The sequence below is a fragment of the Chitinimonas sp. genome (genome assembly GCF_041904975.1).
GTDB lineage: Bacteria > Pseudomonadota > Gammaproteobacteria > Burkholderiales > Chitinimonadaceae > Chitinimonas.
Genome location: NZ_JAYRLZ010000022.1, coordinates 1 through 26,560 on the forward strand (window position 1 = coordinate 1; position 26,560 = coordinate 26,560).

Here is a 26,560-nt window from a genome sequence, read left to right on the forward strand (position 1 = left end):
TGGCACCGATCGGCTATATCCCGCCGGCAGAGGCTGAGGCAAACTACTACCGGCAACTCGCCAGTCAGCTGACCGTACCGGCCTGACTTAAACCAAATGGCCTCTACGAAATCCGGGGCGGTTCACAGTGGGGTAGTCTTTGGAGTAGAGGCTATCGGTGTTTGGTCGATCCATCAGCCGGGTTGATTAAAGAGATGAAACAGCTATGGGTGTCGTAGAGCGCTCTAATCATTCCCTCTCGTCAAACGATATGGAAATCACCAGCGCGAGATTCTCTCAGTGTCCTCAGTGTTCTCTGTGTTCGCAGGTTTGTTTTCGCATTTCAAATCAATCAAATAAGGAATAGACGTCCATGAATATCTGGGCATGGGTAGGACAGTTGCAGCGCGATCTGCGTGAAGCCGGCTACGGCCGGGTTGCGGATCTGATGGATGATATTCCCAGCGATACCGACGGCAACCGCCCGCAGCGTGTCGATGCCGCCTTGCCAGAGGCGATTGCCGCAGCGCGCGCACTGAAAAACCCGTGGCTGGAAGTGTTCTTTCGCCACTGGGGCCTGCAAAACCGCTTTACCAATCGCAGCGAAGGCGAATTGGCGCTCGATGAAACGGTGGCACTGTATGAATTTGCCCATCGGCCGGAAACCGATGGCTGCCCGCAGGCGATCTGCGTCACCCAGGATATCGCCATCTGCTACGCCAATGTCGATGCGCCCGGCTGGGCGCAGGCACGGCTCGATGTGTCGCGCGAAACGCTGGACCGCATCAACCCGGACTGGCCCTGCTTTACCTGCATCAGCACCGAATACGCACAGGCGCTGATCGACGCCGGCCGTGCTGCCGAGGCTTGCGACTTTGTCGAGCTACAGCTCGCTGCGCTGCGCCAGGCGGGGCAGCCAGTGCGTGCCAGCTGGTATGACACGCTGAGCTGGGCGCTGGAAGAAAGCGGGCGGCTTGACGAAGCACTGGCCGCCCTGCGCGAAGCTGAACGCATCGAGGGCAACGATGGCGACCGCAAGGACCAGCAGGACCGCGCCATCGCCCGCACCCGTATCCTGGTGCTGCAGGGCAAGCCGGATGAGGCTGCTGAGCAACTGCCGGCGCATGGTGATCTGCTGGCCGGCTCCTGGTATGGCTGGGCAGAGGCCGCCACCATGCTGCTGCGCGCCCAGCCCGAGCGCAATCACTGGCAGGTGGGTGCCGGCATCTACACCTCCTTGCTGCATGCCAGCCGGGTGGGTGCCCACTACAAGGCCAGCTGCATGGCGCTATGGCATGCCGAACTGGCCCTGGCGCGTGGCGCGCGCGACAGCGCCGGCCGGGCGCTGGCAATTGGCCATGCCCACTTGCTCAAGCTGAAAAAACCCGAGGAGCTGGCGCCCAGCTTCGCCAAATTGCAAGCCGCCTGGCAGGAGACGGCTGCAGTCAGCACGCCCTTGCCCGTGCCGGCGGAGCAGCTGTACGCCTGGATGCAGGAACGCGAATCGCCCAACCCCGAGCAAGATCTGGAATGGCTGGCAGCAGCCTGCGCCGCCCTGCCGGCCGACGGCGACCTGGCCGGGCAATATGCATCCGCCCTGCGCGCCTGCGGCCTGGTCGATGAAGCCGAGGCGCAGCTGTGGCAATTCGTGAAAGCCTATCCCGATAGCGACGGGCCGAACTACACCTTGCTGGGCCTGCTGCTCGATCAGGGAAAAACCACCGAGGTAGCCGAGCTGGCCAATGCCATCGAAGCGGCCAACCCGGCCGCCGCCCTGTGGTGCCGCGCCCGTCTGGCCTGGATCGCCAAGCAGTACAACGAAACCTGCAACTTGCTGCAGCGCTATGTCGATCTGCGCCCCGAGGCCTATGGCGCGCGGGTGCTGTGGGCACAAGCAGCCCTTGCAGCTGGCGATCTGGCGCAGGCGGTGGCGCAACGCAAGGCGCTGTGCGCCATGGATAAGGACGACCGCAGCGCCATCTGGGATCTCACCACTGTCGCCAGCGCCGCGCAGGACTGGCCGACCGTGCGTGATTGCGCCGCCAAATTGGATATCCAGCTCGATACAGCGGAAGGACCGATCGAAGAGCGTTGGTCCAATGTACTGATCGCCTTTGATGAAGACGGCGAGCGCAAGACCTATTACGCGTTGCGCACCGGCCCGGCCACCGCACGCATCCAGGCACCGTCGAGGGTGCCAGACCGCCAACATGTACGCGACTGGGTAGCATTCGACGCCACGCCGCTGGAACCCTGGCCGGAAGACGAAGCAGAGCGGGCCGATTTCCTGCCGACCTTCCTCGCCTTGCATGTGATCGAGCCTGGCGGCTTTGGCGAGAGTTGCTTTGTCGATGGCGCCCATCCGGGCGAGGCGCATCTCAGGGCCTTCACCGAGGCCATCGACGCCATGGGCTGGGAATACTGGATCAGCAGCAGCGCGGAATACCAGGTCAGCAACCCCGATGGCGGCGAGCCGCTAGCGGGCTTGTTCTTCCGCGTAGTGGCACCGGCCGAGGTATCGGCCAGCGAGCTGGATCAACGCCTGCTGGCCCTGACCGCCGACTGGCCCCACCCGGCCTGCTGGCCGCAATTTGCCGACCGCAACAGCCTCGGCATGGAAAGACATATCGCCATTGTCGAACGTTACGATCTGTAGATCGCTGCCGGGCTAGGGCAAGCCCGGCCAGCTGGCGCGCGGGCCAGTGACCGCCGCGCCGTCAGAGCTGCCAGGCATCCTTGCCTGACACGGTATCCACCAGCAACTGCCTGAATGCTGCAAACACCTTGGGCATCTGCTGGTGCTTATACGGAAACAGCTCTGGCCCATCCATCAGGTGGATGGTCATGCCGGCATCGGCCTCAAACAGGAGCAACCGTCCATCCTGGTCAAAGCCACAGTCGACGCCGACGTACTCCAGCCCCAGCCGCCACGCCATCTGCTTCAGTGCAGCACCGTAACGCGGCAGGAAATCGCTTTCAAACGTCTGCATCGCCCGCGCTTCTTCGGCACGCTTGGCAGCGCCGGCGCTATCGGTAGCGCTCATGCCGGCACTGAGGTAGTGGACGATCCAGTTCTGTGAAATGGCCAGATGGCACAAATAGGGCTGCCCGCCCAGCAACATGATGCGCCATTTGCGATACAGGCCATCGGGCGAGCGGTAGTCGACAAAGGGCGCCACGAAAAAGTGTTCGATCCCCGGATTGGCCAGCAACGCTTGCACATCGGCACAGTGGCCGAGCCGGCAAAGGCCCTGGCCCTTTTGCGAATCAAGCGGCCGGGCGATCAGTGGCAGGCTGAGCCCGTCACTGGCCTGTGCCATATCCAGCAGGCCATCGGCCACCAGCTGCAGGCTGGCGCGGCGCAGGCGGCGAGTCGGGGGTACTTGCAGCCCGGCGATGCCGTCGAGGGCCTGGCTGGTCGCATCGCGCGCACTGGCAAGTATCCGCTCTGCCCGGTTGATCAAGGGGCGCGGCCAATACGCCAGCGCCGCAGCCAGCCGGGTCAGCACACTGCGATTGGCACTGGATTCGCACACCGCCACCATGGCGACATCGTGCTCGGGCAAGGCATCGAAGGCGGGCACCGTCTGGCCGACGAAACACAGCAACAAGGTGATATCGCTGTCCATCGTCAAAAACTCGATGGCATTGTTCTGCGCCAGATCGCCCGCCACCATGAACAGCAACAGCCGGATGGCGCCGCCGCGTGGCGCCGGCAAGGTATAGATGCGGCGTTTTTCCAGCGCCGAGCGCAAGACGCCCAAGCCAAGTTCGCGCTGCCCGCTCAACTGCAGCACAATGGCCAGATCCAGCAGGCCATTGGCATCGTCCGGGTCGGCTTCCACGCGGGAGATCAAGGCCTGGCACAGCGGCGCCAGATCGATGCCGCGAAATGCCGCGACGGCGAAGTTGGCCAGGCCGATCAATTCGCCCCGCGCACGCTGTGCTCGCTGCATTAACTGGTCCGGCAAGATGGCCCCTCCGTAAGCACTCATCGACTGTGCAATCCATGGCCCGCGCGCGGCGCCCTGTTCCTGCGCCACGATGCAAACAGGCCCGGCATGCCGGGCCTGTTTGCTCACCACCAAGAATATATAGCAGCCCTAAAGCACCAAAGCACGCAGGGCGCGCCGCTGATCAGCTCTGCCGGAGCAAGACCTTGCCGCTGAGCACGATGGCGCCAGTCGGCTGACCGCTTGGCGAACCGCCGATCGGCTCCACGCTGACCGCCAGCGCCCCGCTGCGATCAAACGCTGCGCGCTGTGCCGCGCTCAGGCGTAGCCGATGGGCGGCAGACAGGCGCACCACGCCGAGCGACACCGGCTTGGCATCGGCCGGCAGCGCCCACAGCTCCAGATCACGTCCGCTCGGCGGCACCACGCGACCGGCTGTATCGAGCGCCAGCTCGTTACGCTGTGCATCAAACTTCACCAGCAGTTTGCCGCTGCCTTGCTGGCTATCGAGCACCGCAACCGTTGTTGCCGCGCTGGGCTCCGGCCCGCTGCCGCGATAGGCGAGCATCACCGCCAGCCCCAACACGGCGGCCAGTGCTAGCGCACTGCCGGCACGCCAGAACGCCAGGCTGTCATACCAGCGCGGTTTGGCGAGCGGCTTGGCGCCGGGCAAGGCAAGTCGCTGCGCCAAGGCCTGCCACACCCGCGCCGGCGGACGCACCGGGCTGAGGCTGGCGCTAAGCGGGTTGAAGTGGTCTTGCCACTGGTTGACGCGGCGCCGTATCGGCTCATGTTGCCGGATCAAGGTTTCAAACCGTCGGCGCGCCGGGCCGGCCAGGGTGCCCAGCACATATTCCGCCGCCAGGCGATCGATCAATTCGGGACGAAGGTAGTTCATAGCGCGAAGCACTCCTTCAGCTGCATCAGGCCACGCCGCACCCAGCTTTTGACCGAGCCGAGCGGCAGGGCCAGCTGCGCCGCCAGCTCGCTATGCGACAAGCCCTGGAAATAGGCCAGGGTGATCAATTCACGCGAGCGGCTCTCCAAGGCTTGCAGGCAACGCCCGAGCAGGCGCGCATCGTCTGCGGCCAGCAACTGCTGCAAGGGGCCGGCACGCTCGTCCTGCCAGTTTTCCAGCACACCGGCGTCGTCTTCCCCGACGCTGTCTTCGCGTGCCGGGCGGCGCAGCCAGTCGAGGCAGCGATTGCGCACAATTTGGGTCAGCCAGGTAAACGGCTCGCTGTATTCGCGGGCGTAATCGGCCGCATGGTTCCAGATGTTCACATAGCACTCCTGCAATACGTCTTCCGCCCAGTCGGCGCGTTTGAGCATGCGCAGCGCCACCGCATACAGCCGTGGCGAAGTGGCGTGGTACAGCGCCTCAAAAGCCGCCGCATCGCGCAGCCCGGTGCGCGCCAGCAGCTGCGCAATATCGTCTTGATTGGCCAAGAGCCTCTCCCTGTTGGTTGGACCTTGCACGGTGATACGCAGGCAATCGACTTCAGGATGCAGGCAAAAACGAATATTTTCAGCCTGGTGCATCCAGTTGCTGCGGCCTTGCGTATCAGCATCTGTGTAGCAAACCGATCAAATCAGTATTCACGCAAGGAGCGCACCATGCACGATTCGTTTTCCACCTGTCTAAGGCCGGCCCGCCAGCTCGTCGTATCGGGCCTGCTGGCGCTTGCCCTACCCGCCCTGGCCGAATCGCTGGCCGGCAGCGGCAAGCTGCTGCTGACCGGCGGCGTCACCCAGGTGGAAGGCGCAGCTGGCGGCGGCTTGACCCCGTGGGCGGTGATAGGCGGCTATGGCACCGGGGACCAGATTGGTGCCAATGCCTTCTACACCAATGTGAATTCCGGCGACTACCTGTTCCAGAGCGCCGGTGCCCTGCTTGGGGTATACGACAAGGTAGAGTTCTCCTACGCCCGGCAGAGCTTCAACACCCGCGATGTCGGCACGGCGCTGGGGCTGGGCCATGGCTTTGTGTTTCACCAGGATGTGGTCGGACTCAAGGTAAAGCTGGCGGGCGATGCAGTATTGGAGCAAGGCGACTGGATGCCGCAGATTGCTGCTGGCATCCAGTACAAGCGCAATGATCGCGGTGCGGTGGTGCGCTCGGTGGGCGCCAAAGACCATAGCGGCACCGACTTTTATATTTCCGCCACCAAATTGCTGCTTGACCAAAGCCTGTTGCTCAACGCCACACTGCGCGCCAGCCGTGCCAATCAGCTGGGCATCCTCGGCTTTGGCGGCGACAAACATGATCGCTACCAGGCCTTGCTGGAAGGATCGGCCGCCGTGCTTTTGCGCCGCGATCTGGCCCTGGGCGTGGAATTTCGCCAAAAGCCCGACAACCTCAAGGTAGCGAAAGAGGACAACTGGTTTGATGCCTTTATCGCCTGGGCGCCGACCAAGCATGTGTCGGTGACGCTGGCCTATGCCCATCTCGGCAATATCGTGCTGCGCGACAAGCAGCATGCCCCCTATCTTTCCATCCAGTCGGGCTTTTAAGCCAAGGAGTTCGCCATGTCCTTTTTCAAACATATTGCCGGCCTTGTCCTGTTGCTGGTGTTTTGTACCCTGGCCTCACAGACTGCCCGGGCGGCAGAGCCCGATCTGTCGGTCTTGCATGATTTCGGCGATAAACCGGGCCTGGCGCGGGTAATGGATGACTTTATGGTCAACCTGCTGGCCGATGCCCGCATCAGCCAGTATTTCGCCAAGACCGATCAGGCCAAACTCAAGGCAGGCCTCATCGATCAGTTTTGCGCCCTGCTAGGTGGCGATTGCCGGTACCAGGGCGCAGCAATGGACGAGGTACATGCCGGCCTGAATATCGGCGTGAGTGATTTCAACGCCCTGGTGGAAGATTTGCAGGCGGCCATGGACAAAAACAATGTCCCGTTCCGCTCGCAAAACAAGCTGCTGGCAAGGCTGGCACCGATGCACCGGGTAGTGGTGACGCGCTGACGCGCCATATGCTGCTTGTACCGTGCGCGCATGCACCGGGCCCCCTGGCAACAGCGGGCCCGGCATCCATTCATGGTTTGCCGCTGCAATTGCCCCACATTATTTGCCCGGGCCTTATCAGAATTGCCCGGCAAAACCGACTATCCTATGGCCCTGATCAATTCAAGAAGGCTCACTATGCAACTCGCCCGAATCCTGCTCCTCGCGCTCCCCTTGCTTGGCTTTGCCGCTGAACATCCGGCGCAACTTGCGGCCAACGAGCGTGGCCTGGTGGAACGCATGGCCAAAGCCTATGCCTGGCGCCTGATCGAGCCGACCAGCACGGACGCCAAAAACGAGTTCTCGGCCAGCAGCAAGCGCTTCGAGCAGCAACTGGCGCAGCTGACCGAGTCGAGCAAGAAGGATGCGGAACTGAGCGACAATTTCAGCCTGCTCAACCAGCAATGGTCCGACTTCCAGGCGCTGACCAAGCCCACCCCGACGCAAGCGCAGGCCAAACAGGTACTGGAGGCGAGCGAGGAGATGGCCTACATCGCCCAGAAAGGCGGTCAGCTACTCGCTGCCAAGCTCGACGCCCCTACCCAGGCCAGCGTGTTGGCGGAAAGCGTCGCCACCCTGGCGCAAAGGCTGGCGAAAAACTACCTGTTACAAAGCGCCGGACTGAGCGTGCCCTTTCTCGCCAAGGATCTGGCCGCCGCACGCAGCGAGTTCGAGGCGACCAGCCGGCAATTGAAGGCGCTGCCGCTCAATTCCGCATCGCTCAAAGGGCAGATTGATCTGTTGGACAGCCAGTGGTTCTTTTTCCAGCAGGCGCTCGATGCGCTGGCAGCCAACCGGCAAGACCTCAGCCTGCGCCGCAATGTGGTGACCACCAGTAATCGCATTTACGAAGTCGCCACCGAGCTGGCCGTGCGCTACCAGCGCCTGACCGTCGCAGCCCGATAAGCGGCATGTTTGCGGCTCGCCCTGCCCGTGCTGGTGGCGAGTCGGATTGTGGCAATACCCGCCACCTTGCTCCGCACACAGATAACTAGACGACTGGTCTAATTGTTTGCTAAATTGCGCCACCATGTCAGTTCGCCAATTCGAAGACACCCGTGAACACCTGCTCGCCACCGGCGAGCACATCATGCTGGGTAAAGGCTTTGCCGCGGTTGGCCTTGCCGAGATCCTCGGTGCGGCGCAAGTGCCAAAGGGCTCGTTCTACCATTATTTCGATTCGAAAGAAGGCTTTGGCGTGGCGCTGCTGGAGCGCTTCTTCGCCAATTACCTCGCCAGCCTCGATCAACTGATTGCCGACCACAGCCTCTCTGGCCGCGCCAAGCTTGATCGCTATTTCGATGGCTGGCAGGCCAGTGCCTGCACCGAGTCACGCTGTCTGGTGGTCAAACTGACTGGCGAAGTCAGCGATTTGTCCGAAGCGATGCGCTTGGCGCTCGATAGTGGCATCAAGGGCATTATCGAACGGCTGACCGCCTTTATCGTGATCGGTCGGGCAGATGGCTCGATTGCCGGCTGCGACAAGGGTGCAGCAGAGCTGGCGCAGTCGCTGTACCAGGTATGGCTGGGTGCCGCCCTGGTGGCCAAGGTGCGCCGCAATACCGATGCCTTTGCCGCTGCCTGGATCAGCACGGGGCAGATACTCCAGCATTGATTTGAATCCGACCGGCTACTGGCCGGTCTTTTTGGCAGCAAAACTAGACGACCGGTCTATTTCATGGAGCAAGACGATGTCACTCGATAAACTGCTTACCCCCGTTACCGTCGGCCACACCACCCTGAAAAACCGCATCTGGATGGCGCCGCTGACACGCTCGCGCGCCAGCCAGCCCGGCGACGTGCCCAGTGAGATGAATGCCCGCTACTACCGGCAACGCGCCAGCGCCGGACTGATCGTCAGCGAAGCGACACAGATCTCGCGCCAGGGCCAGGGCTATGCCCTGACCCCCGGCATCTATACCGATGCGCAGGAGGCTGGCTGGAAGCAGGTGGTGGAACAGGTGCATGAGGCAGGTGGACGCATTGCCCTGCAGCTATGGCATGTCGGCCGCATTTCGCACCATCTGCTGCAAGAAAATGGCGCAGCGCCGGTGGCGCCATCGGCCATCCAGGCGCGCAATTCAACCGTGTTCGTCATCCAGCCCGACGGCAGCCCCAGCACGCCACAGACCGATGTGCCGCGCGCACTCGAAACTGCCGAGCTGCCTGGCATCGTCGCCGACTATGTTCAAGCGGCGAAACGCGCCATGCGCGCCGGTTTCGATCTGGTCGAAGTGCATGCGGCCAACGGCTATCTGCTCAACCAGTTCCTCGATACCGCTGCCAACCAGCGCAGCGATGAATATGGCGGCAGCCTGGAAAACCGCGCCCGTCTGGTGCTGGAAGTGGTCGATGCGGTCGTGGCGGAAATCGGCGCCGACAAGGTTGGTGTGCGCCTGTCGCCCAATGGCGTGTTTGGCGATATGTCGCCCGCAGGCAGCGCAGACACCGCACTATATGTCGCCAAGGCCTTGGGCCAGCGCGGCATCGCCTATCTGCATATTGCCGAGCCTGACTGGGCCGGTGGCCAGGCGCTGGACGATGACTACCGCCGCGCCTTGCGTAAGGCATTTGGCGGCAGCCTGGTGTTCTGTGGCGGCTATGACGCCGACAAGGCCGAGCGCCTGATCAGTAGCGGCATCGCCGATGCAGTCGCCTTTGGCCGCCCCTTTATCGCCAACCCCGATCTGGTAGAGCGCTATCGGCGTGGCGCCGCCTTGAACCAAGCCGACCCGAGCACCTTCTACGGCGGCAGCGACCACGGCTATACCGACTACCCAAGCTTGTAATGCCAGCCTGAACGCCAACCGTCATGCGCCCGCCGATGCGGGCGTTTTCGCATCGCCAGGCTTTATCCCCCGCAAACAAAGTGTTGGGCGAACTCACTCACACGCAAAAAACGCTCTACCCTGCGCAAGGCGAGGTGCAGCGGATGGGATAGATCCACAAGGAGGTGCCAACCTGCCTGCTGCCGGATCGGGTCCGGCTATCCCGGGACTTGCTGCTCAAGTTGAAAACCTGCCCGATTCAGAGCTTACCGAGGCAAACGCGCCGGGCTCAGGCACAATGCCGCACTCTCCTTGTGATGCCCGCCACCTGCCCATGTCCCTAAAAGCGCTATTGTTCCTGTCATTGATTTGCCTGGGCCTGCAAGGCTGCAAACCGGCCAGCACAACGCCGAGTGCCTATGACAAAGACGGTGTGAAGCTGACCCTGCCTGCAGGCTGGAAAGTAAGCCAGGACAGCAATGCCGCAGCCAATCGCTATCTGGTAATTGATACGCCGGGCAACGCTGTTATGACCATCAATGTGCTGGATGCGGCAATAGCACCGCCGCTCAAGCAGTTTGTTGACAGTTATATTGAGGTCGCGATCAAGGAAACCCCGGTGTTCACCCGGACCAAGGGCACGATTGCCCCCCTGGATATCGAACTGAATGGCAGCACCATCCACGCCTTGCGCAATGAATTTGCCATGGAAGTCGCCGGTGCCAGCGTGCCATTCAAGCAAGACTTCTATCCGATGGCTGGCGGATCGCGCATAGCCTATTTGGCCACCTTGGCATCAAACGACGAAGAAGCGAGCGTCAAGGGCGGCTTCGAGCAGGTACTGAGCACATTCAGCCTGCGGTGAACCGCTATCGATAGCGCTCCGGCAAGCGCAGGCAGCAGCAAGCCGGCCGGTATCGGCTCAGCGGTACTGCTGCAGCAAGGCAGCCATCTTTGCCTGTGCCGGACCCTCGCACGCGGCCTTCAGCCGCGCCAGCGCCGCATGGTCGGCCATCAGCGGCGAGCGCTGCGAGATATAGATCACCACCGGCTGCACCTCGATTTCCAGCCAGGGGTAGTCCTGGACATCCAGCCCGGCTTTTTCCAAGGCACTGACCGATCCGGGCTGCGATACAAAGCTGGCATCCAAGCGATCGGCCACCAGCATTTTCAGGCCCTGCTCCACCGACTCCAGCGGATACAGCGTGGCATTTTGCTTGCTGAGTTTATCGAGCGCGCGGGTACCGCGCGGCACGCCAATGATCAGATTGGATAGCTGTTTCGGCTCCAGGCTGGCAAAGCGCTTGCGCTTATACACGATGCCGGAGCGGATCTGCCCGATCTGGCACAGCCGCGAGGCAAATCCATCGCGTTCGGCATCGGGTATCAGGACAGCCGCAACATTGCTGCCATCGCGCAAGCCATTGATCACCCGCACATAGGGCAAGGTCTCCAGCTTGATCGGGATATTGGCCGACCTGAACAGGAACTGCAGGATCTCGGGCGATACCCCGCGATCAGGCTGATTCGGATAGGTCCACGGAAACACCGGGACGGTGTAGGCGGTCAATGGCTCGGTTTGCGCCCGCGCGATCAGTGCACAGCACAGGGCAACAACAAACAGGCAGGCGCGCAACATGGTTTGTTCCAACAAAGTGGATATCAACCGCAGCACGTACCGCCGCACGCAAGCGGGGAGCGGTACGTGCTGCACAGGCATTGCGGTATCAGTGGTACTTCTGCATCAGGGTTTGCATGAAGCCTTTGGCACTCCCTTCACATTCTGACTTTAGCTTGGCCTTGAGCGCCTCGTTCTTGAACAGCTCGGATTTTCGTGACACATACAAGGCCACCGGCGCCGTTGCGACTTCGACAAAGCCATAGTCTGCCGCATTCATATTCTTTTCTTTCAGCAGGGTGTCGATACCGGGGGAAGAAATGAATGTGGCATCGAGCCGGTCTGCCACCAGCATCTGCAGGCCCTGGCCGACGTTCTCGATATCGTTCGGTTTGATATCGGCAATCGACTTGGCCTTGTCGATGGCCTTGGTGCCACGCAAAAAGCCGATGCGCTTGCCGGCCAGGTCTTCCGGTTTGGCCACCTTGGGCAGCTTGGCCTTGCTGTACAGCAAGCCGGAGCGAATCTGCGTGGGCGAGCACAGATTGAAGGCAAAGGTATCGCGCTCGGCATCGGGAATCAGCAAGGTGGCCTCGGCCGTGCCGTCCTTCAAGCCCTCGATCACCCGCAGATAGGGCATAGTGCGCACGGTCATTTCGGCACCGGCCTTTTCGAACAGGAATTTGAAGTATTCGGGTACGATGCCGGCGGCCGGGTTATCCGGATAGCTCCATGGCGCCGCCGGCACCCCGATCACCTGGGTCGGTGCTGCCTGGATTGCCAGCGAGGCAAAGGCGGCAAATAGAGTAGAAAGAACTGGTTTCATCATTTGCTCCCACTTGGCTCAGAACACATGCAACATACCCAGGGTCAAGGCGCGCGGATCATTCCCCACCTTGATATCGCGCCCCACGTATTCGAGCAACAGATTGGTGCGCGGACTCAGGCCGTATTTCAGGCCCAGCACATACTGAGTGAATTTGCTGTCCTTGACATCGCTACCGGCGAGCTTGGCGGTTCCGGCCTGGATGATGCCAGCACGCCATAGGAACGGTTTGTCGTCATAGACCAAGGTGGCAATACCGCTATCGCGCTTGTAGTCCTTGCCGGCGCTGAACTTGTCGATTTGCCCATGCTGCCAGCCGATCTGCGCCTTGAGCTTTTCAAAGCGATAACTGGCGCCGAGCAGCAAGGCATTCTTGTTCTGGCCATCGATACCGTTGGCATTGCCGATATGCGAATAGGCGCCCACCACGCCGAAGGGATCGGCATTGTAGGCGGCATTGGCGCTGAGTATGCCGGTGGTGCCCTTGCCGGCATCGTTACTCTTGTTCTCCCCGAAGCCATACATGATGGATGAAGTAAAACCACTCAGATTCGGGCTGTCGTAACGGATCGAATTATTGATGCGCGCCACCGATCCGCTGCCGATGCCGGAATTGGTAATGGTATCGACCGACCAGATGCCGAAGCCGATTGCGCCGTCCGAAATATCGTAAAGGTCCGAGGTGTTGGTATACGGCGATTTGCCACGCCCGAGGCCGATCTTGCCGAAGCTGCCGGAAATGCCGATCCAGCCTTCGCGATCGGCAAACGAGGTGGCGCCGGCATCATCGGGGTTGACCCGGCTTTCAATCTGGAAGAAGGCCTTCATGCCATCGCCAAGGTCTTCGCCGCCTTTGAAACCGAGCCGGCTCGGCAAATACAGATTGTCGATCTTGACCTGCGATACCGCAGTGGTGCGATCGAATATCAAACCGACATTGAGCTGCCCATACACGGTGACATCGGCAGCAGCGGCACTGGCAAGCAGTGCCGGCAGCAGCCATGCCAGCGACTTGTGACTGGTGATCATTGCCATCTCCTTGATTTGCCTCAGGGCGCCACGCCCTTCGGCAGCTACAAACAGCCTGGCGATGCCAACACGGCGGCCCGAGCAAGCTCAGGCCGCGCTTTATCGACAAGCATTCCTTTGGGAGGTGTAGGTTGTTTTACCGCGCCAACCATGGCGGCCATGACAAGCGGTAGGCAGCTGTTGCGCGCCGGAAACGTAACAATATATTTACAAATACAAGCTCACACCGACTAGTGGACACACCAGTCCAAGCCCTTGGCGCGCAACTCGAGCCGGGCCCATACCAGCGGCAATTGGTCGCCTGCATCGGTTTGCAAGCCATGGTCAGCCCCCGGGATCGCCAGCGCACAATACGGCGCAGCGCGTTGCTGCGCCGCCTTGGCAAAGCCTAGATAGGCATCAGGTGGCAGCAGTGCATCGTGCTCGCCCCAGGCCTGCAATAGCGGCAGCGGTGAGGCCAACAGTGGCTGCTGCAAACGCCAGGACAGCAGGCTGCGCCAGTAGCGCAGGCTGCGCCCTTGCATCACCACACTATCGGGCCGCTCGCTGGCTACTGCCGTCTGCACCTTTTGCCAGGCGGCGCTGGCGCCGAGGCGCTCGGCCTGCAGTCCAGCCAACTCGGCCGGGTCGAGACCAGCATGACTGATGATCACCAGCGCCTTGACCTCGGGCAGCTCGCGAGCAAGCGCCGGCAATAGCTCGGCCCCTTCCGATATGCCCACCAGCACCACGGGCAAATCGGACGACGCCTGCGCCAGCTGCTGGCGCAAGGCCTTGGCCGCCAGTTGCTGCCACTCAGCCAGATCATCCTGCTGCACAAAGCCGGCGCTGCACCGTGGTGGCGCCGGCCAGGCTGCCACATCCACGCCGGGCTTATGCAGCACCAGCACGCTGGCGTGCAACAGGCCGGCGAAATAGCGGTCGGCGATCGGCGCCATGCCGGCGCAGCCCGAGCCCGGAATCACCACCACGCGGTAGCGGGCTGGCTGCACGAGTGCGTCGCGAAACAGCGCCGGGAGCCTTTGCTCACCAGCGGGCAGATGCCGCGACGCAAAAAGGGGCTGTGCAAACGCACAACCCCCAAAGGCCAGCATGATCAGGGCCGCCAGCGCGGCCCGCCAGGCGCTCATCGCAAGATGGTTACCGGTTCCTGATTGATCGGCGTCACCTGCATATTCTGTTGCTGGCCATTGGCATTGCTAGCGCCCGTACGCATGCGACGGGTCACATTCGGGTCGCTGACGCCAAGCTGGTCGATCAGCTGCTCGTACACATTGGCCGCCAGGGTCTGCGAGGTTTCGCGCATCACCTTGCCACGATTCGGGGTGATATGGTCACCACGGTTGGACAGGATCTTGGTCTCATTGCCCGAGCCCTGAGCCGAGAAGGCCGCCTTGATTTCGAAGGTCTTGGTATTGATCAGCGAGAAATCTGCCACCAGATCGAGTCCGAACTGGTAGGCAGCGCTGGTGGAGCCCTGCAGCGGCGACAGCTGGTCGATGAACTGGATATTGCTCAGGGTGCCGAACAACACATAGTCAGCGCCATTGAATTCGCCCTTCTTGATACGGGCGATGATGTCCTTCACCTCGGGCTGACGCACCGGCTTGGCGATCTTGCCGGTCTTCATCTGATTCAGCACCTGCTCGGCCTTGGTCGGCTGCGGTGCGCCGGCATCAAAGCCCTTGCCCTGCACCAGGCGCAAGCCGGAGCCCTTGATCAGCGCGCCCTTGATGTCATTGGTAAAAGAGCCCAACTCGCGCTGTTCCAGATAGCTATAGGTACCCGCCACATAGGTCAGCTGGGTGCTGTCGCTCATCGCCATGCCATTGCGGTTGGCGCTGAGTGCGGTATTGCTCTTCAGTTCAGCTGCTTCAAAGTATTGCGATACCGCCTGCGTGTAGGCCAGATCGGTCACCGCGACTTTCGGTGCGGCCACGTCGGCCAGCACGGCCGGTGCCAGCAGGCTGGCGGCCATCAAGGCCAGTAAACTGCGTCGTTGCATGGTGTTCTCCTTGCGAAGCGCTAGGCGTGCCATCGGCATCGACCTGCGCCCTATTCGGCTCTGCGGCTGCCGCGCACTGGCGCAGCCGCCCGGTTCCACCCGGCCAGCCCTGCCGATCAGGCAGGCAGCCGGCGCAGGACTCAGCGCTTGCTGGTCTTGCGGATTTCCTTCTCGTCCTGCCATTCGATGGTGCCCTCGGCCACATCGAACATCTTCAGGGTGAACTTGTAGTAGACATCCTTGGTGTCGTTATTCTTCTTGACGATGCTGGTCAGCTCGCCTTCCAGGCTGTACTTGGCAGCGGTCATCTGGCCGACCTTGGCGGTGGTGTTCTGCTTGTACAGGCCGCTCTGGTTCTGGCGTTGCAATTCATCGACACCAGCCTGCATTTCCTGGATCGAGCGGGTGAAACGCACCTTGCCTGACTTGACCAGCTGCGTCTGGATCGAGTTCATCACATTGGTGGTGTCGATGTATTCGCTGGTCTTGTTCTTGACGGTGGAAATGGTCACCGTGGGGCGGCCCTGGAAAATACCGGTTTCCAGCAAGCTACCCACCATTTTTTCAGCAATCAGTTGCAAGTCGGTAGAGCCAAACTCATTAGTTACCAGCTCAACTGCCTTGGAATCACCGTAATTCACTTCACGATCGAAACGCAGCACCGGCGAGGACACGGTGGTGGTACAGGCGCTCAAGGCCATGACGGTCGCAAAGGAAGCCAGCGACAGGGCAACAGTACGGCGGACAGACATCAGATTCTCCTGGTTCAAACGCATGGTTCAGGCTCACAGCCGGGCAAAATGGCCGATAGGGGTATGCCCGTCATCGGCCGCCTTGCTTGTTATGGCGTTGGGCGGCCTATTTGGTTTCCACATTCATTTCCAGCCGGAAATCGGTGGCATTGGGGTGTGGCGCTACCGCCTTGATGGTCTGCATCTGCTGACCCATAAAGCCAAGTTGCTTATAGGTCTCGCCATCACCCACCTGGTTGCCGGTGTTATCGAGCCAGCGGAAGCGATAGAAAATCTGTCTGTCGTAGCTGCTGTTGTTCTGCAGGTCGGCCTGCACCACCAGCACGTCGTTGCGACGTACCACGCGCATTTCGACCACTTTCATATCCTTGGCATCGCCACGCAGCGCCACCTTGCCGGCTACGCCACCGGTAGCGATGGCGTTATCGGCCACCGCCACAGCACCCAGCAAGGCCGCTACCGCGGTCAGGGCAATCATGCTTCGCTTCATGTCTATCTCCTTGCGTGCATCGGATACCTGCCAGATGGCGCTGCGCCATGGCCAGGCAGGCATTCGCTTGTCAATTGATGAAAATCAGCCGTTCACTGGCTTGGCGGCCTCTGCTGCCTTCGCCTTCTTCGACTTTTTACCCGGCTTGTCGGCGGCTTTTTCACCAGCCTTGTCCGCTGGCTTCACGGCCTCATTGGCCGGCTTGGTATCAGCTACCGGAGCCGCTGCCAGCGTGCCGAAGCTGCTCACCGGGCCTTGAATCACGCTGTCATCGTACAAGCGAACCGGCACCATTGCATACTGGCCGCCCACTTTCACCGCACCGAGGTCGCGGCCGGCCACCGTCAGCCGGTGCTCGCCTTCCGGCAGATAGCCACGGGCGACATACACGCGGCCCGGCAGGGTACGCCAGATCCGGTCATCCGCCTGTTCGGTCACCGCAGAGGCAACCGAGCCGATCACCGCGCCCAACAGGCCCGCCTTCTTCTCCAGCTGATCCTGCACCACGCCCTTGGCAATGGCGCGGGTGACATTGCGGAAGATCATGCCCGGCATGTCTTCCTTCAGCTCGCGACGCGCCATCACATTCAGGTCCACCACGCTTTCCAGCTTGAACGACTGGCCATTCACCACCAGATTGTTCAATAGCGGCTCGTGCGATGGCTCGATCACCGGGTAGGAGATGCTCACCGTACGCAATTTGCCGGAAATCCACACCGGCAGGGTGAACGAGCGCGACTTGCGCGCTGGCGCCGAGCCCGCCTCGATCACGAACAGGGTATCGGTCATGCGCTGTTTGCGCTTCTGGGTAAAGCTGGTGCGCGCATCCAGGCCGCGCAGGCCTTCTTCCAGCACGCCCGAATCGGGCTTGAGCTCGATGGCCTTGCGGTAGCCCGGTGCGGCCAGGCCCGGCTCATTGGTCACTTCATAAACGAAGCCGGCCAGATAGTGGCTCAGGGCATTCTGGTAGCCGTTTTTCAGCTTCAGCACTTCCGGGTCGTTCAGGGTTTCCACCGGATAGCCGTTGATGTCCTTGCCCTGCACATTGGCGCCCTTGGACTTGGCTTCGTTCTCGGCCGCATCGGTTTCCTTGGACCGGAATTCCGCAATCACCGCCTCGCGCTCGTGGGTGCGCTTGATATCGACACGGGCGTTTTCCAGATCATTGGCGCCCAGGCGGTTCATGGCGAGGCGGGTGGTCAGCCACACCTTTTCATAATCGCGACCTTCATACGCCTTGAGCCGCTCGCTGATCAGGCTGGCACCGAGCATGCCGAGCAGCTTGGATGGATTGGTCTTGGCCGTATCTTCCCATTCCTGCACCTTGGCATCGGCCTTCAGGAAGGTCTTGGTGCTCTCGTCCAGCTGCTTGTTCAGGCGCAACAGCTCGCCGCGCTCCATGTTGTAAAGCAACTCTGCGCGATCGGCATCAGAGCTCACCGAAGCATCCAGCTGCTGCAGCGCTGCCGGAATGCCGCCGCTGTGGCGGGCATCCTGCACCTTGTTCGACAACTCATCATGGCTCTTCATGCTGGTACATGCAGACATGACAGCAGCCACCAACACGGTCAGCGCGAGGCGCGGCGTACGTTTCATTTGCTCTCCTGAACGGGATATTGGAATTGTGTACTCCTGCGCCGCGCCACAGGCGGGAATCAAACGGCGCGAAACGGAGCGACGGACTCAAGCGCCGCAGTGTAGCAAAGCTTGTAGCCGCCCCCGGCTATGCATAAATCACATCGCGGGAACTCGGTAATATCGCGCAAACGCGGCAACTTGACAAATGCATAAACGCTGATATTCCCGCAAACCGGGGCGTTTCGCTTGCCTGATCCATCATCGACATCAGCCCTTACCTCCGAAAAACCAAGCCGGCATATCGCATTAACCACCCAGCCTCTACCGGTGGTGCAGTTCAACGACGTGGAAGTAGTGACAGGGAAGAACCAGCTGCAAGTCGACCAAGAGAAGCTCTGAACGAATCGAGTTTTCGACCACCACCGCATGTCCCGGGAGACCCGGGACCAACGTGAAAGTAGATAGGTCATTGATTTCTCGCTGTTTCACTCCACCCCTCCGCCCCCGCATAGCGCGGGGGAACCGCGCATTTGGCGCGTTGGGTGATTCGTTCAGTGGCTCCCAAGCCATCCCGGTGAAACAACGTCACTATGCCGCAAACCCGGTCGAGTGATTATTACCGACGCGCAAGCAGAAGCACAGTCAATTGCGCTCCAAGCCAGCCAGCAGCTGCGATAACTCAACTGCCGAGCGCACCGCCATCTTGGCGAACACATTGGCGCGGTGGACCTCGATGGTGCGCACCGCCACGCCCAGCTCGTCGGCGATTTGCTTGTTGAGCTTGCCAGCAAGAATGCGCTCCATCACTTCGCGCTCGCGCAGCGACAGGCGGCCCAAGCGCGCCTGGCCGGCTTCCTGGCTGCCGCGCATCTGGCGGCGCGCACTGGCCACCGCCAGCGCGTCATCGAGCTTGTCGAGCAGGGTGCGCTCGGCGCAGGGCTTTTCCAGAAAATCGAAGGCGCCTTGCTTGACCGCCCCCACCGCCATGGCAATGTCGCCATGGCCCGATAGAAAGATCACCACCAGCTCGCTATTGTGCTGACGCAGCTGCGCAAACACATCGAGCCCGCTGATGCCGGCCATGCGCACATCCAGCACTAGTACGCCTTCCCAATGCGGCTCCAGCGCCTCCAGAAAGCGCTCACCCGACTCGAACACCCGCACCGCATAGCCATGCGATAGCAGTAACAGGCCCAAGGCATCGCGTACCGCGGCGTCATCGTCCACAACATGGATATTGCGCAATTCGTTCATGGCTACCGTGGCAAGCTGAAATGAAAGATGGCCCCACCGTCCGGATTGGGCCGGTAGGCGAGTGTGCCATGATGCTTCTCGATAATGGAGCGGCAAATGCTCAGCCCCATGCCCATGCCGAGCGGCTTGGTGGTATGAAACGCTTCGAACAGATGCGCCGCCTGCTCCGGCGCAATGCCGCAGCCACGATCGATCACCGCCACCTCGATCTGCGCCTCGCTGACCTGTATCTGCAGTACCACCTCGCGCCGCTCCAAAGGCATGCCGGCACTGGCATCCATGGCATTGCGCAGCAGATTGAGCAAGGCCTGCTCCAGCAAGATGCGGTCGGCATGCAAGCTCAGCGGCTTGTCCGGCATGTGCACGACCAGGCGGATGCCCTGGGACTGCGCATCAGACCCGATCAGGGCCAGGGTTTCGTCGATCAGTGTCTGCAACTGGCATGACTCCAGCTCGGGCGAGCGTTTGCGCACGAATTCGCGGATCCGCCTGACCACCTGGGCCGCCCGCTGCGACTGCTCTGAGAGCTTATCGAGGGTGGAGTCGAGCAAGCTGCGCTGCTCGGGCTGATTGGCCAGCTGTTTGGCGGCACTGGCATAGCTGCTCAGCGCCATCAGCGGCTGGTTCAGCTCATGCGCCAGAGTTGAGGCCATCTCGCCCATGGCGGTGAGCCGCGCCACCTGTTGCAGCTTTTCTTCCTGAGCGCGGCTCAGTGCTTCGATGCGGCGGCGCTCGGTCACATCGATCAGGGAACTCATCCAGCCGCGCTGCACGCCCTGTGCATCGATCAGCGGCGCGGTGTACACCAGCACATCGACCTTATGGCCGTCCCGGTGTTGAAAACGTGCTTCATAGCCACTGAGCGGTGCCCGGCCGGCGCGCACTTCTTCGTGCTGGCGCTGGTGGCGTTCCATGCCATCCGGGTCCCAATACGGGTAAGGCGGGCCGGCACCAAGCAACTGTTGCTCGCTAAAACCGAGCATTTTGCAAAACGCCGGGTTCACATAGACGATGCGCCCTTCCATATCGCGGGCACGCATGCCCACGGTGAGCGAATCCTCCATCGCCTTGCGAAACGCATGTTCGCTTTGCAAGGCCGCCTCGGCAGTCAGCCGGCCCTGAACATGGCGGCGCAGTCGCCACCAGCTGTACAGCACGGCAGCCGCCAGTACCAAGACGGCCGCGCTGAGTAGCTGCTGGATGGTATTGCCCGGCATGCGGTAGGCGGTGACCCTCATGCTCAGTCCCTGCCCGGGCGGCTCCAGCGGAATCTGGTGGCTGAGCGCTTCGCGGCCGGCATCGATACGGGATTTGCTGGCTATGGTGTTACCGGCGATATCGAGAATCGATACCCGATACTTGGTGGCGAACCACCAGGGAATCTGGTGATTGATCAGCTTTGCCAGTGAAATCAGCACCAGTACCCGTGCATCGCCATCGGCTACCGCCAGCACCAGCACGGCATCGCTGCCCTGCATGATCGGACGTGAATACGCAGGACGACCCGTGGCAGCTGCATATTCCAGCGTTGCCTGCCACAGATCGCGCTCGGGCAGGCTGGCGCCGGCCTGCAAGCGCAACTGGCCACCCAGATCGACGGTGGCAAGGCCGATCACGCCCGCCTCGCCATTCACCATCAGGATGGCGCGATCATGAAAACCGCCCTGTTCGATGGCGCCATTGGCTGCGGCCAATGCCAGCGCGCGGGCGCGATCTTCGGTCTGCTCGAACTGGAAATGCAGGTTTTGCTCAGCCCACAGCACATCGTTGATCAAGACCGAGCGCTGTGCCGCCCGCTCTTCGCTGCGCGTATAAATCAGCAGGCTGATCACCGCCAGGCCAAAGCACAGCAAGGCCACGCGCGGCCATACCCACAGCCAGCGCTGCGGGCGACTGGCGGCTTGATGGAAAGTGGGGGGCAGATTGGCGCTCATACAATGGATTCCGCTGGCAAAGTCGCATGCAGGGCAAGGCGCACGCACCTGTGGAAATCCACAGGTCGGCATCCACAATTGCCGGCCGGCAGCCTGGAGCGAACAATCGACCCACCATCCCCACATGGCACGGTCGGGTGATCGTGCACAAAAACCAGGAGACTACACCGATGCAACGTCGATCCCTTATTGCTGGCGCTATCGCCCTTGTCCTCAGCGGCCTGGCTTTTGCTGCCGATGCACCGATCGTGATCAAATTCAGCCATGTGGTGGCACAGGACACCCCTAAGGGCAAGGCAGCCGAATATTTCAAGAAGCTGGCCGAGGAGCGCACCAAGGGCCGCGTCAAGGTCGAGGTCTACCCGAACAGCCAGCTATACAAGGACAAGGAAGAAATGGAGGCGCTGCAACTGGGCGCCGTGCAGATGCTGGCACCGAGCCTTGCCAAATTCGGCCCGCTTGGCGTGAAGGAATTCGAGATTTTCGACCTGCCCTATCTGTTCGACAGCTACGAAGAAGTCAACAAGGTGATGCACGGCCCGATCGGCGCCAAGCTGTATGCCAAGCTGGAAACCAAGGGCATCAAGGCACTGGGTTTTTGGGAAAACGGATTCAAGAACTTCTCGTCCAATAAGCCGATCCGCACCCCGGAAGATGTCAAGGGCCTGAAGATCCGCATCCAGTCGTCCAAGGTGCTGGACGAGGAAATGCGCAGCCTGGGCGCCCTGCCCCAGGTAATGGCGTTCTCCGAGGTCTACCAGGCCTTGCAGACCGGCGTGGTCGATGGCACCGAGCTGGAGCCCTCCAATCTGTACACCAGCAAGGCTTTTGAGGTGCAGAAGCATCTGAGCCTGACCGGCCATGGCTTCCTTGGCTATGCAGTGATTGTGAACAAGCAGTTCTGGGATGGCCTGCCTGCCGATGTGCGCAGCACCCTGACCCAGGCGATGAATGACGCGTCGGTGTATGCCAACCAGATCGCCAAGCAGGAAACCGACAAGGCGCTGGCTGCCATCAAGGCATCAGGCAAGACCACCATCTACACGCCGACCCCGGCTGAGCGCGCTGCCTTCCGCAAGGCACTGGTGCCAGTGCACACCAAGATGATCGACCGCTATGGCAAGGACTTGCTGGCCGAGATCTACAAGGAAACCGACTTCAAGCCGGTGCAGTAAGCGCCACTGCGTCGAACGCGAGGCAGCGATCCGGCGAGCCTTGGCCGGCTCGCTTGCACCGTGACGGCTCGCCGCTGGCGAGTCGTCCGCCCGGATTCATACCGGGTGGTCTTTGCCGGCCCCCGAAACAACAAAGCAACGCATTCGCAGGCCCAGGCTGGACCAGCCGGCTTGGCGCCTCCACCGCAAGCGTCTGCAGGAGCCCTCCATGAAATATCTCGATCACCTCGAGGAATGGCTGATCGCCAGCCTGATGGCGGCAGCCACGCTGATCATCTTTTTTGCGGTTTTGCACCGCTATGCCTCGGGCTACCAGATTCCCCTGCTACAGAACTGGCTGCTGTCGCTCAATCTTTCCTGGGCGCAGGAGTTGTGCATCTATCTATTCGTATGGATGGCCAAATTTGGTGCCGCCTACGGTGTGCGCAGCGGCATTCATGTCGGTGTCGATGTCATCGTCAACCGGCTGGAGCCGCGCTATCAGAAAGCCTTTGTGCTGTTTGCCCTGTTTTCCGGCGCCGTGTTCACCGGCATCGTCGCCACGCTGGGCGGCCGTTTTGTCTGGCAGATGGCCCATACCGACCAGACCTCGCCTGACCTGGAGGCACCGATGTGGATTGTCTATCTGGCCATTCCGCTCGGCACCTCACTGATGTGCTTCCGCTTCCTGCAAGTGGCATGGACCTTTATCCGTACCGGCGAGGTACCGCATCACGATGTCGGCCATGTTGAGGGCCTCGATGAAGAACTGAAAGGAGAGCCGGCATGACAGCTGCACTCGCAACGGCCAGCAAGCCGATTTCCATCAAGATTCCGCTGGCGCTGTTTGCCATGCTGGCGGCAATTTCCCTGGTTGGCGGCGGCAAAGCATTGATCTTCTGCCTGCTGCTCGGCCTGATGCTGACCGGCATGCCGATCTCCATCGCGCTTGGCCTCACCGTGCTGACCTTCTTGTTCACCATGACCAAGGTACCGGTGGAGTCGGTCGCACTGAAGCTGTTCACCGGCATCGAGAAGTTCGAAATCATGGCGATTCCGTTCTTTATCCTGGCCGGCAACTTCCTCACCCATGGCGGGGTGGCACGGCGCATGATCGACTTTGCCTCCAGCCTGGTGGGCCACTGGCATGGCGGACTGGGGCTTGCCGGCGTCATGGCCTGCGCACTGTTCGCTGCGGTATCGGGCTCCAGCCCGGCTACCGTGGTGGCCATCGGTTCCATCATCCTGCCCGCCTTGGTCAAGCAGGGCTTCCCCAAGCAGTTCGGCGCCGGCGTCATTACCACCTCGGGTGCACTGGGCATCCTGATCCCGCCCTCGATCACCATGGTGATCTACTCGGTTGCCACCAATACCTCGGTCGGCGCCCTGTTCATGGCTGGCGTGGTGCCGGGGCTTGCGCTCGCCTTTCTGCTCGGCGTGACCACCTGGTGGCGCGCGCGCAAATTCAATTACCCGCGCCTGCCGCGTGCCAGCTGGCTGGAGCGTTGGCGCGCCTTCCGTCGCGCCATCTGGGGCCTGTTGTTGATCGGCGTGGTGCTCGGCGGCATCTATAGCGGCATCTTCACCCCGACTGAGGCAGCTGCCATGGCCGCGGTGTATGCCTTTATCGTCGCCGTATTCGTTTACCGCGACCTGCCGCTGAAGAGAGTCGGCAAGGTGCTGCTCGACTCGGCCAGCATGAGCGCCATGCTGCTGTACATCATCACCAATGCGGTGCTGTTCTCCTTCCTGATGACGCACGAGGGTATTCCGCAGTTGATGGCCGACTGGCTGCTGGCGCAAGGCCTCGGCCCGATTGCCTTCCTGCTGGCAGTGAACCTGTTGCTGCTGTTGGCCGGCAATGTGATGGAGCCTTCATCCATCGTGCTGATTCTGGCGCCTATCTTGTTCCCGGTGGCGCAGCGGCTTGGCGTGGACCCGGTGCACTTCGGCATCCTGATCGTGGTGAATATGGAAGTGGGGATGTGCCATCCACCGGTCGGCCTCAATCTTTATGTCGCATCCGGCATTGCCAAGATGGGCATCACCGAACTGACGGTGGCGGTGTGGCCTTGGCTCCTCACCATGCTGGGCTTTTTGATGGTTGTCACTTACTGGCCGGGCCTGTCGCTGTGGCTGCCGCGCCTGCTGGGCATGATGTAAGCCTGTTTGCTTACAAGGAAATGCGCAGGCGGTCTTTGCCCGGCAAACGACCATGTTAGACTCTCAGGCATCAACCCTGCGGCCCGTTTCGGGCCGCATCGCATTAGAGGACCCACGCCATGTCGGGCAGCACATTCGGCCTGTTGTTTACAGTCAGCTCTTTCGGCGAAAGCCACGGCCCGGCCATTGGCTGCGTGGTGGATGGCTGTCCGCCCGGCTTGGCGCTGTGCGAGGCCGATATCCAGCGTGAGCTCGATCGCCGCAAGCCCGGCACCAGCCGCCATGTCACCCAGCGCAAGGAGCCCGACACAGTGGAGATTTTGTCCGGCGTGTTCGAAGGCAAGACCACCGGCCACCCTATCGCCCTGCTGGTCCGCAATACCGACCAGCGCAGCCAGGACTACGGCAAGATCGTCGATACCTTTCGCCCCGGCCATGCCGACTACACCTACTGGCACAAATACGGCATCCGCGATTACCGCGGCGGTGGCCGTAGTTCGGCGCGAGAGACGGCAGTACGGGTGGCGGCAGGCGCAATCGCCAAGAAGTGGCTGCACGAGCGCTTTGGCATCGTGATCCGCGGCCATATGAGCCAGCTCGGTGAAATCGCCATTCCGTTCAAAGCCTGGGAGCATGTCGCAGGCAATGCGTTTTTTGCCGCCAATGACGAGATCGTGCCGCAACTGGAAGCCTATATGGACCAGATCCGCAGCGAGCGCGACTCCATCGGCGCCCGCATCGATGTAGTGGCCGATAATGTGCCGGTAGGCTGGGGCGAACCCGTGTTTGACCGGCTCGACGCCGATATCGCCCACGCCATGATGAGCATCAATGCGGTCAAGGCAGTGGAGATAGGCGATGGCTTTGCGGTAGTCAGCCAGCGCGGCAGCCTGCATGGTGATGAACTGACGCCACAGGGCTTTGCCAGCAATCATGCCGGTGGCGTGCTTGGCGGTATTTCCACCGGCCAGGCAATCCGGGTGAGCATGGCGATCAAGCCCACCTCCAGCATCCCGCAAGATCGCGCTTCGATCGACAAACAGGGCAATGCAGTGATGATGCAGACCACTGGCCGCCACGACCCCTGCGTGGGCATCCGCGCCACGCCGATTGCCGAAGCCATGCTGGCACTGGTGCTGATCGATCACGCCCTGCGCCATCGCGCACAGAATGCCGATGTGCGAGTCAGAGTTGCGCCAATACCCGGTCAGTTTGAAAACTGATCGCCTATTCCCAAAACATTAAAAGCGCCTGCGGGCGCTTTTTTAATTGCCGAAAACTTTTCAACAAGATGTAAATTTGGGTAATTCAATGAATGCAGATAAACAAAAAGCCGACCTGACGGTCGGCTTTTTGCATCGAAGCAAGCTGAGCTTACTTCTTTTCTGCAGGAGCAGCAGCAGCTGGTGCAGCAGCAGGAGCTTCTGCAGCAGGTGCAGCGGCTGGAGCTGCAGCAGGAGCTGCAGCGGCGTCGCCAGCAGGAGCAGCAGCAGGAGCGGCAGCAGGTGCAGCGCCTTCAGCTGGCTTTGGAGCTTCAGCAGCGGCAGGAGCCGGGGCAGCAGCAGGAGCCTCAGGAGCCTTTTCACCACAAGCAGCCAGAGCAACAGCCAACAGGGCAGCAACGAGCAGGGATTGTTTCATGTTATGTACCTTTACCGGTGGGTTCATAGAATTGCAAAACAAAAAAGCAATCGACCGTTGATCGAGGGCTTTGATAAAACCTTAGACGCATCAGATACGACCGACCGCCGGATTCTAGCAGTTCCGGGAGAAAAAAAAAGAGGTTTGATGCAGTGCAAGGTAAGTAGTTGCATGCAGATCAAATGCCAAGCCTGCGTCCCTCGACCGGCGGATGCGCTCGCAGCCACGCTGCATCGAACCATTGCCGCCAAGGCGCTATCGCCCGTCCATCCGCACCGGCCTCGCCTTTCGGCGTATCGGGATGAAAACACCTCACCATGCCCGACTCGCTGAGCAAACAGGCCGGGATTTGCGGGGCATCCACCTCATCGACCAGCCTGATTTCGAGCACATGCGAGTATGCG

26 protein-coding genes are annotated in these 26,560 nt (G+C 61.2%); 11 read left to right on the forward strand and 15 right to left on the reverse strand.

The window, feature by feature from the left end:
* The first annotated feature begins 352 nt into the window (after positions 1-352).
* Positions 353-2,635, forward strand: a complete 2,283-nt coding sequence (locus ACE3OH_RS03830; protein WP_374348646.1) for a hypothetical protein — start codon at positions 353-355, stop codon at positions 2,633-2,635.
* A gap of 61 nt (positions 2,636-2,696) precedes the next feature.
* Here ACE3OH_RS03830 and ACE3OH_RS03835 read toward each other — a convergent pair whose 3' ends face one another.
* The 3 genes from ACE3OH_RS03835 to ACE3OH_RS03845 form a co-directional block, all read right to left on the reverse strand.
* Positions 2,697-3,950, reverse strand: coding sequence for a RimK family alpha-L-glutamate ligase (locus ACE3OH_RS03835; protein ID WP_374348648.1), 1,254 nt, complete (start codon positions 3,948-3,950; stop codon positions 2,697-2,699).
* 166 nt (positions 3,951-4,116) lie between these two features.
* Positions 4,117-4,830, reverse strand: coding sequence for an anti-sigma factor domain-containing protein (locus tag ACE3OH_RS03840; RefSeq protein WP_374348650.1), 714 nt, complete (start codon positions 4,828-4,830; stop codon positions 4,117-4,119).
* Complete coding sequence (locus tag ACE3OH_RS03845) at positions 4,827-5,381, reverse strand: sigma-70 family RNA polymerase sigma factor (RefSeq protein ID WP_374348653.1); 555 nt, start codon at positions 5,379-5,381, stop codon at positions 4,827-4,829. The genes ACE3OH_RS03840 and ACE3OH_RS03845 overlap by 4 nt, the downstream gene beginning before the upstream one ends.
* Positions 5,382-5,549: 168 nt before the next feature.
* Between ACE3OH_RS03845 and ACE3OH_RS03850 the strand changes: the two genes are divergently transcribed.
* The 6 genes from ACE3OH_RS03850 (at position 5,550) to ACE3OH_RS03875 (ending at position 10,577) form a co-directional block, all read left to right on the forward strand.
* Positions 5,550-6,446 (forward strand): DUF3034 family protein, encoded by an 897-nt coding sequence (locus tag ACE3OH_RS03850; protein WP_374348655.1) that lies wholly within the window; start codon positions 5,550-5,552, stop codon positions 6,444-6,446.
* A 15-nt stretch (positions 6,447-6,461) separates the two neighbouring features.
* Complete coding sequence (locus ACE3OH_RS03855) at positions 6,462-6,905, forward strand: group 1 truncated hemoglobin (RefSeq protein ID WP_374348657.1); 444 nt, start codon at positions 6,462-6,464, stop codon at positions 6,903-6,905.
* Between the two features lie 177 nt (positions 6,906-7,082).
* Positions 7,083-7,850: a hypothetical protein gene (locus ACE3OH_RS03860; protein WP_374348660.1), complete on the forward strand. Its 768-nt coding sequence runs from the start codon at positions 7,083-7,085 to the stop codon at positions 7,848-7,850.
* A 124-nt stretch (positions 7,851-7,974) separates the two neighbouring features.
* Positions 7,975-8,559, forward strand: coding sequence for a TetR/AcrR family transcriptional regulator (locus ACE3OH_RS03865; RefSeq protein ID WP_374348663.1), 585 nt, complete (start codon positions 7,975-7,977; stop codon positions 8,557-8,559).
* A 76-nt stretch (positions 8,560-8,635) separates the two neighbouring features.
* Positions 8,636-9,733 carry an alkene reductase gene (locus ACE3OH_RS03870; RefSeq protein ID WP_374348666.1) on the forward strand — a complete coding sequence of 366 codons (1,098 nt, stop codon included), beginning with the start codon at positions 8,636-8,638 and terminating at the stop codon, positions 9,731-9,733.
* A 313-nt stretch (positions 9,734-10,046) separates the two neighbouring features.
* Positions 10,047-10,577: a hypothetical protein gene (locus ACE3OH_RS03875; protein WP_374348669.1), complete on the forward strand. Its 531-nt coding sequence runs from the start codon at positions 10,047-10,049 to the stop codon at positions 10,575-10,577.
* A gap of 57 nt (positions 10,578-10,634) precedes the next feature.
* Here ACE3OH_RS03875 and ACE3OH_RS03880 read toward each other — a convergent pair whose 3' ends face one another.
* From ACE3OH_RS03880 to ACE3OH_RS03925, 10 genes are all read right to left on the reverse strand, one after another.
* Positions 10,635-11,351 carry a substrate-binding periplasmic protein gene (locus tag ACE3OH_RS03880; RefSeq protein WP_374348671.1) on the reverse strand — a complete coding sequence of 239 codons (717 nt, stop codon included), beginning with the start codon at positions 11,349-11,351 and terminating at the stop codon, positions 10,635-10,637.
* An 88-nt stretch (positions 11,352-11,439) separates the two neighbouring features.
* A complete protein-coding gene (locus ACE3OH_RS03885) occupies positions 11,440-12,159 on the reverse strand; it encodes a substrate-binding periplasmic protein (protein WP_374348674.1) in 720 nt (239 codons plus the stop codon).
* A gap of 15 nt (positions 12,160-12,174) precedes the next feature.
* Positions 12,175-13,185, reverse strand: a complete 1,011-nt coding sequence (locus ACE3OH_RS03890) for a porin (protein ID WP_374348676.1) — start codon at positions 13,183-13,185, stop codon at positions 12,175-12,177.
* A gap of 230 nt (positions 13,186-13,415) precedes the next feature.
* Positions 13,416-14,315, reverse strand: coding sequence for a hypothetical protein (locus ACE3OH_RS03895; protein WP_374348679.1), 900 nt, complete (start codon positions 14,313-14,315; stop codon positions 13,416-13,418).
* Positions 14,312-15,190: a hypothetical protein gene (locus tag ACE3OH_RS03900; protein ID WP_374348682.1), complete on the reverse strand. Its 879-nt coding sequence runs from the start codon at positions 15,188-15,190 to the stop codon at positions 14,312-14,314. The genes ACE3OH_RS03895 and ACE3OH_RS03900 overlap by 4 nt, the downstream gene beginning before the upstream one ends.
* A gap of 140 nt (positions 15,191-15,330) precedes the next feature.
* Positions 15,331-15,942, reverse strand: coding sequence for a penicillin-binding protein activator LpoB (gene lpoB / locus ACE3OH_RS03905; protein ID WP_374348685.1), 612 nt, complete (start codon positions 15,940-15,942; stop codon positions 15,331-15,333).
* A gap of 106 nt (positions 15,943-16,048) precedes the next feature.
* On the reverse strand, positions 16,049-16,432 hold the full coding sequence (locus ACE3OH_RS03910; protein WP_374348687.1) for a YcfL family protein: 384 nt from the start codon (positions 16,430-16,432) through the stop codon (positions 16,049-16,051).
* 84 nt (positions 16,433-16,516) lie between these two features.
* Positions 16,517-18,028, reverse strand: coding sequence for a COG3014 family protein (locus ACE3OH_RS03915; RefSeq protein WP_374348690.1), 1,512 nt, complete (start codon positions 18,026-18,028; stop codon positions 16,517-16,519).
* Between the two features lie 624 nt (positions 18,029-18,652).
* The gene (locus ACE3OH_RS03920) at positions 18,653-19,264 is read right to left on the reverse strand and encodes a response regulator transcription factor (RefSeq protein ID WP_374348693.1); all 612 of its coding nucleotides are present in this window, start codon (positions 19,262-19,264) and stop codon (positions 18,653-18,655) included.
* Positions 19,265-19,266: 2 nt separating this feature from the next.
* The gene (locus ACE3OH_RS03925; RefSeq protein ID WP_374348696.1) at positions 19,267-21,198 is read right to left on the reverse strand and encodes a sensor histidine kinase; all 1,932 of its coding nucleotides are present in this window, start codon (positions 21,196-21,198) and stop codon (positions 19,267-19,269) included.
* Between the two features lie 170 nt (positions 21,199-21,368).
* Here ACE3OH_RS03925 and ACE3OH_RS03930 point away from each other — a divergent pair, with 170 nt between their 5' ends.
* The 4 genes from ACE3OH_RS03930 (at position 21,369) to aroC (ending at position 25,738) form a co-directional block, all read left to right on the forward strand.
* Positions 21,369-22,373, forward strand: coding sequence for a TRAP transporter substrate-binding protein (locus tag ACE3OH_RS03930; RefSeq protein ID WP_374348699.1), 1,005 nt, complete (start codon positions 21,369-21,371; stop codon positions 22,371-22,373).
* Positions 22,374-22,581: 208 nt separating this feature from the next.
* On the forward strand, positions 22,582-23,142 hold the full coding sequence (locus ACE3OH_RS03935; RefSeq protein ID WP_374348702.1) for a TRAP transporter small permease: 561 nt from the start codon (positions 22,582-22,584) through the stop codon (positions 23,140-23,142).
* Positions 23,139-24,515 (forward strand): TRAP transporter large permease, encoded by a 1,377-nt coding sequence (locus ACE3OH_RS03940; RefSeq protein ID WP_374348705.1) that lies wholly within the window; start codon positions 23,139-23,141, stop codon positions 24,513-24,515. The genes ACE3OH_RS03935 and ACE3OH_RS03940 overlap by 4 nt, the downstream gene beginning before the upstream one ends.
* Before the next feature lie 119 nt (positions 24,516-24,634).
* Complete coding sequence (gene aroC / locus ACE3OH_RS03945; RefSeq protein ID WP_374348707.1) at positions 24,635-25,738, forward strand: chorismate synthase; 1,104 nt, start codon at positions 24,635-24,637, stop codon at positions 25,736-25,738.
* 60 nt (positions 25,739-25,798) lie between these two features.
* Here aroC and ACE3OH_RS03950 read toward each other — a convergent pair whose 3' ends face one another.
* Both ACE3OH_RS03950 and ACE3OH_RS03955 read right to left on the reverse strand, forming a co-directional pair.
* Positions 25,799-26,101, reverse strand: coding sequence for a hypothetical protein (locus tag ACE3OH_RS03950; RefSeq protein ID WP_374348709.1), 303 nt, complete (start codon positions 26,099-26,101; stop codon positions 25,799-25,801).
* Between the two features lie 233 nt (positions 26,102-26,334).
* On the reverse strand, positions 26,335-26,560 hold a 226-nt coding region (locus ACE3OH_RS03955; RefSeq protein ID WP_374348712.1), incomplete at its 5' end, for a hypothetical protein.

Excerpts from the sequence above, each read along its gene's own strand:
- ACE3OH_RS03920 (WP_374348693.1), bottom strand. The coding sequence starts at position 19,264 with ATGAACGAATTGCGCAATATCCATGTTGTGGACGATGACGCCGCGGTA.
- ACE3OH_RS03840 (WP_374348650.1), bottom strand. The coding sequence starts at position 4,830 with ATGAACTACCTTCGTCCCGAATTGATCGATCGCCTGGCGGCGGAATAT.
- ACE3OH_RS03890 (WP_374348676.1), bottom strand. The coding sequence starts at position 13,185 with ATGATCACCAGTCACAAGTCGCTGGCATGGCTGCTGCCGGCACTGCTT.
- ACE3OH_RS03860 (WP_374348660.1), top strand. The coding sequence starts at position 7,083 with ATGCAACTCGCCCGAATCCTGCTCCTCGCGCTCCCCTTGCTTGGCTTT.
- ACE3OH_RS03925 (WP_374348696.1), bottom strand. The coding sequence starts at position 21,198 with ATGAGCGCCAATCTGCCCCCCACTTTCCATCAAGCCGCCAGTCGCCCG.
- ACE3OH_RS03870 (WP_374348666.1), top strand. The coding sequence starts at position 8,636 with ATGTCACTCGATAAACTGCTTACCCCCGTTACCGTCGGCCACACCACC.
- ACE3OH_RS03935 (WP_374348702.1), top strand. The coding sequence starts at position 22,582 with ATGAAATATCTCGATCACCTCGAGGAATGGCTGATCGCCAGCCTGATG.
- ACE3OH_RS03830 (WP_374348646.1), top strand. The coding sequence starts at position 353 with ATGAATATCTGGGCATGGGTAGGACAGTTGCAGCGCGATCTGCGTGAA.
- ACE3OH_RS03900 (WP_374348682.1), bottom strand. The coding sequence starts at position 15,190 with ATGCAACGACGCAGTTTACTGGCCTTGATGGCCGCCAGCCTGCTGGCA.
- ACE3OH_RS03880 (WP_374348671.1), bottom strand. The coding sequence starts at position 11,351 with ATGTTGCGCGCCTGCCTGTTTGTTGTTGCCCTGTGCTGTGCACTGATC.
- ACE3OH_RS03885 (WP_374348674.1), bottom strand. The coding sequence starts at position 12,159 with ATGATGAAACCAGTTCTTTCTACTCTATTTGCCGCCTTTGCCTCGCTG.
- ACE3OH_RS03930 (WP_374348699.1), top strand. The coding sequence starts at position 21,369 with ATGCAACGTCGATCCCTTATTGCTGGCGCTATCGCCCTTGTCCTCAGC.
- ACE3OH_RS03915 (WP_374348690.1), bottom strand. The coding sequence starts at position 18,028 with ATGAAACGTACGCCGCGCCTCGCGCTGACCGTGTTGGTGGCTGCTGTC.
- lpoB (WP_374348685.1), bottom strand. The coding sequence starts at position 15,942 with ATGTCTGTCCGCCGTACTGTTGCCCTGTCGCTGGCTTCCTTTGCGACC.
- aroC (WP_374348707.1), top strand. The coding sequence starts at position 24,635 with ATGTCGGGCAGCACATTCGGCCTGTTGTTTACAGTCAGCTCTTTCGGC.
- ACE3OH_RS03865 (WP_374348663.1), top strand. The coding sequence starts at position 7,975 with ATGTCAGTTCGCCAATTCGAAGACACCCGTGAACACCTGCTCGCCACC.
- ACE3OH_RS03910 (WP_374348687.1), bottom strand. The coding sequence starts at position 16,432 with ATGAAGCGAAGCATGATTGCCCTGACCGCGGTAGCGGCCTTGCTGGGT.
- ACE3OH_RS03895 (WP_374348679.1), bottom strand. The coding sequence starts at position 14,315 with ATGAGCGCCTGGCGGGCCGCGCTGGCGGCCCTGATCATGCTGGCCTTT.
- ACE3OH_RS03855 (WP_374348657.1), top strand. The coding sequence starts at position 6,462 with ATGTCCTTTTTCAAACATATTGCCGGCCTTGTCCTGTTGCTGGTGTTT.
- ACE3OH_RS03850 (WP_374348655.1), top strand. The coding sequence starts at position 5,550 with ATGCACGATTCGTTTTCCACCTGTCTAAGGCCGGCCCGCCAGCTCGTC.
- ACE3OH_RS03940 (WP_374348705.1), top strand. The coding sequence starts at position 23,139 with ATGACAGCTGCACTCGCAACGGCCAGCAAGCCGATTTCCATCAAGATT.
- ACE3OH_RS03875 (WP_374348669.1), top strand. The coding sequence starts at position 10,047 with ATGTCCCTAAAAGCGCTATTGTTCCTGTCATTGATTTGCCTGGGCCTG.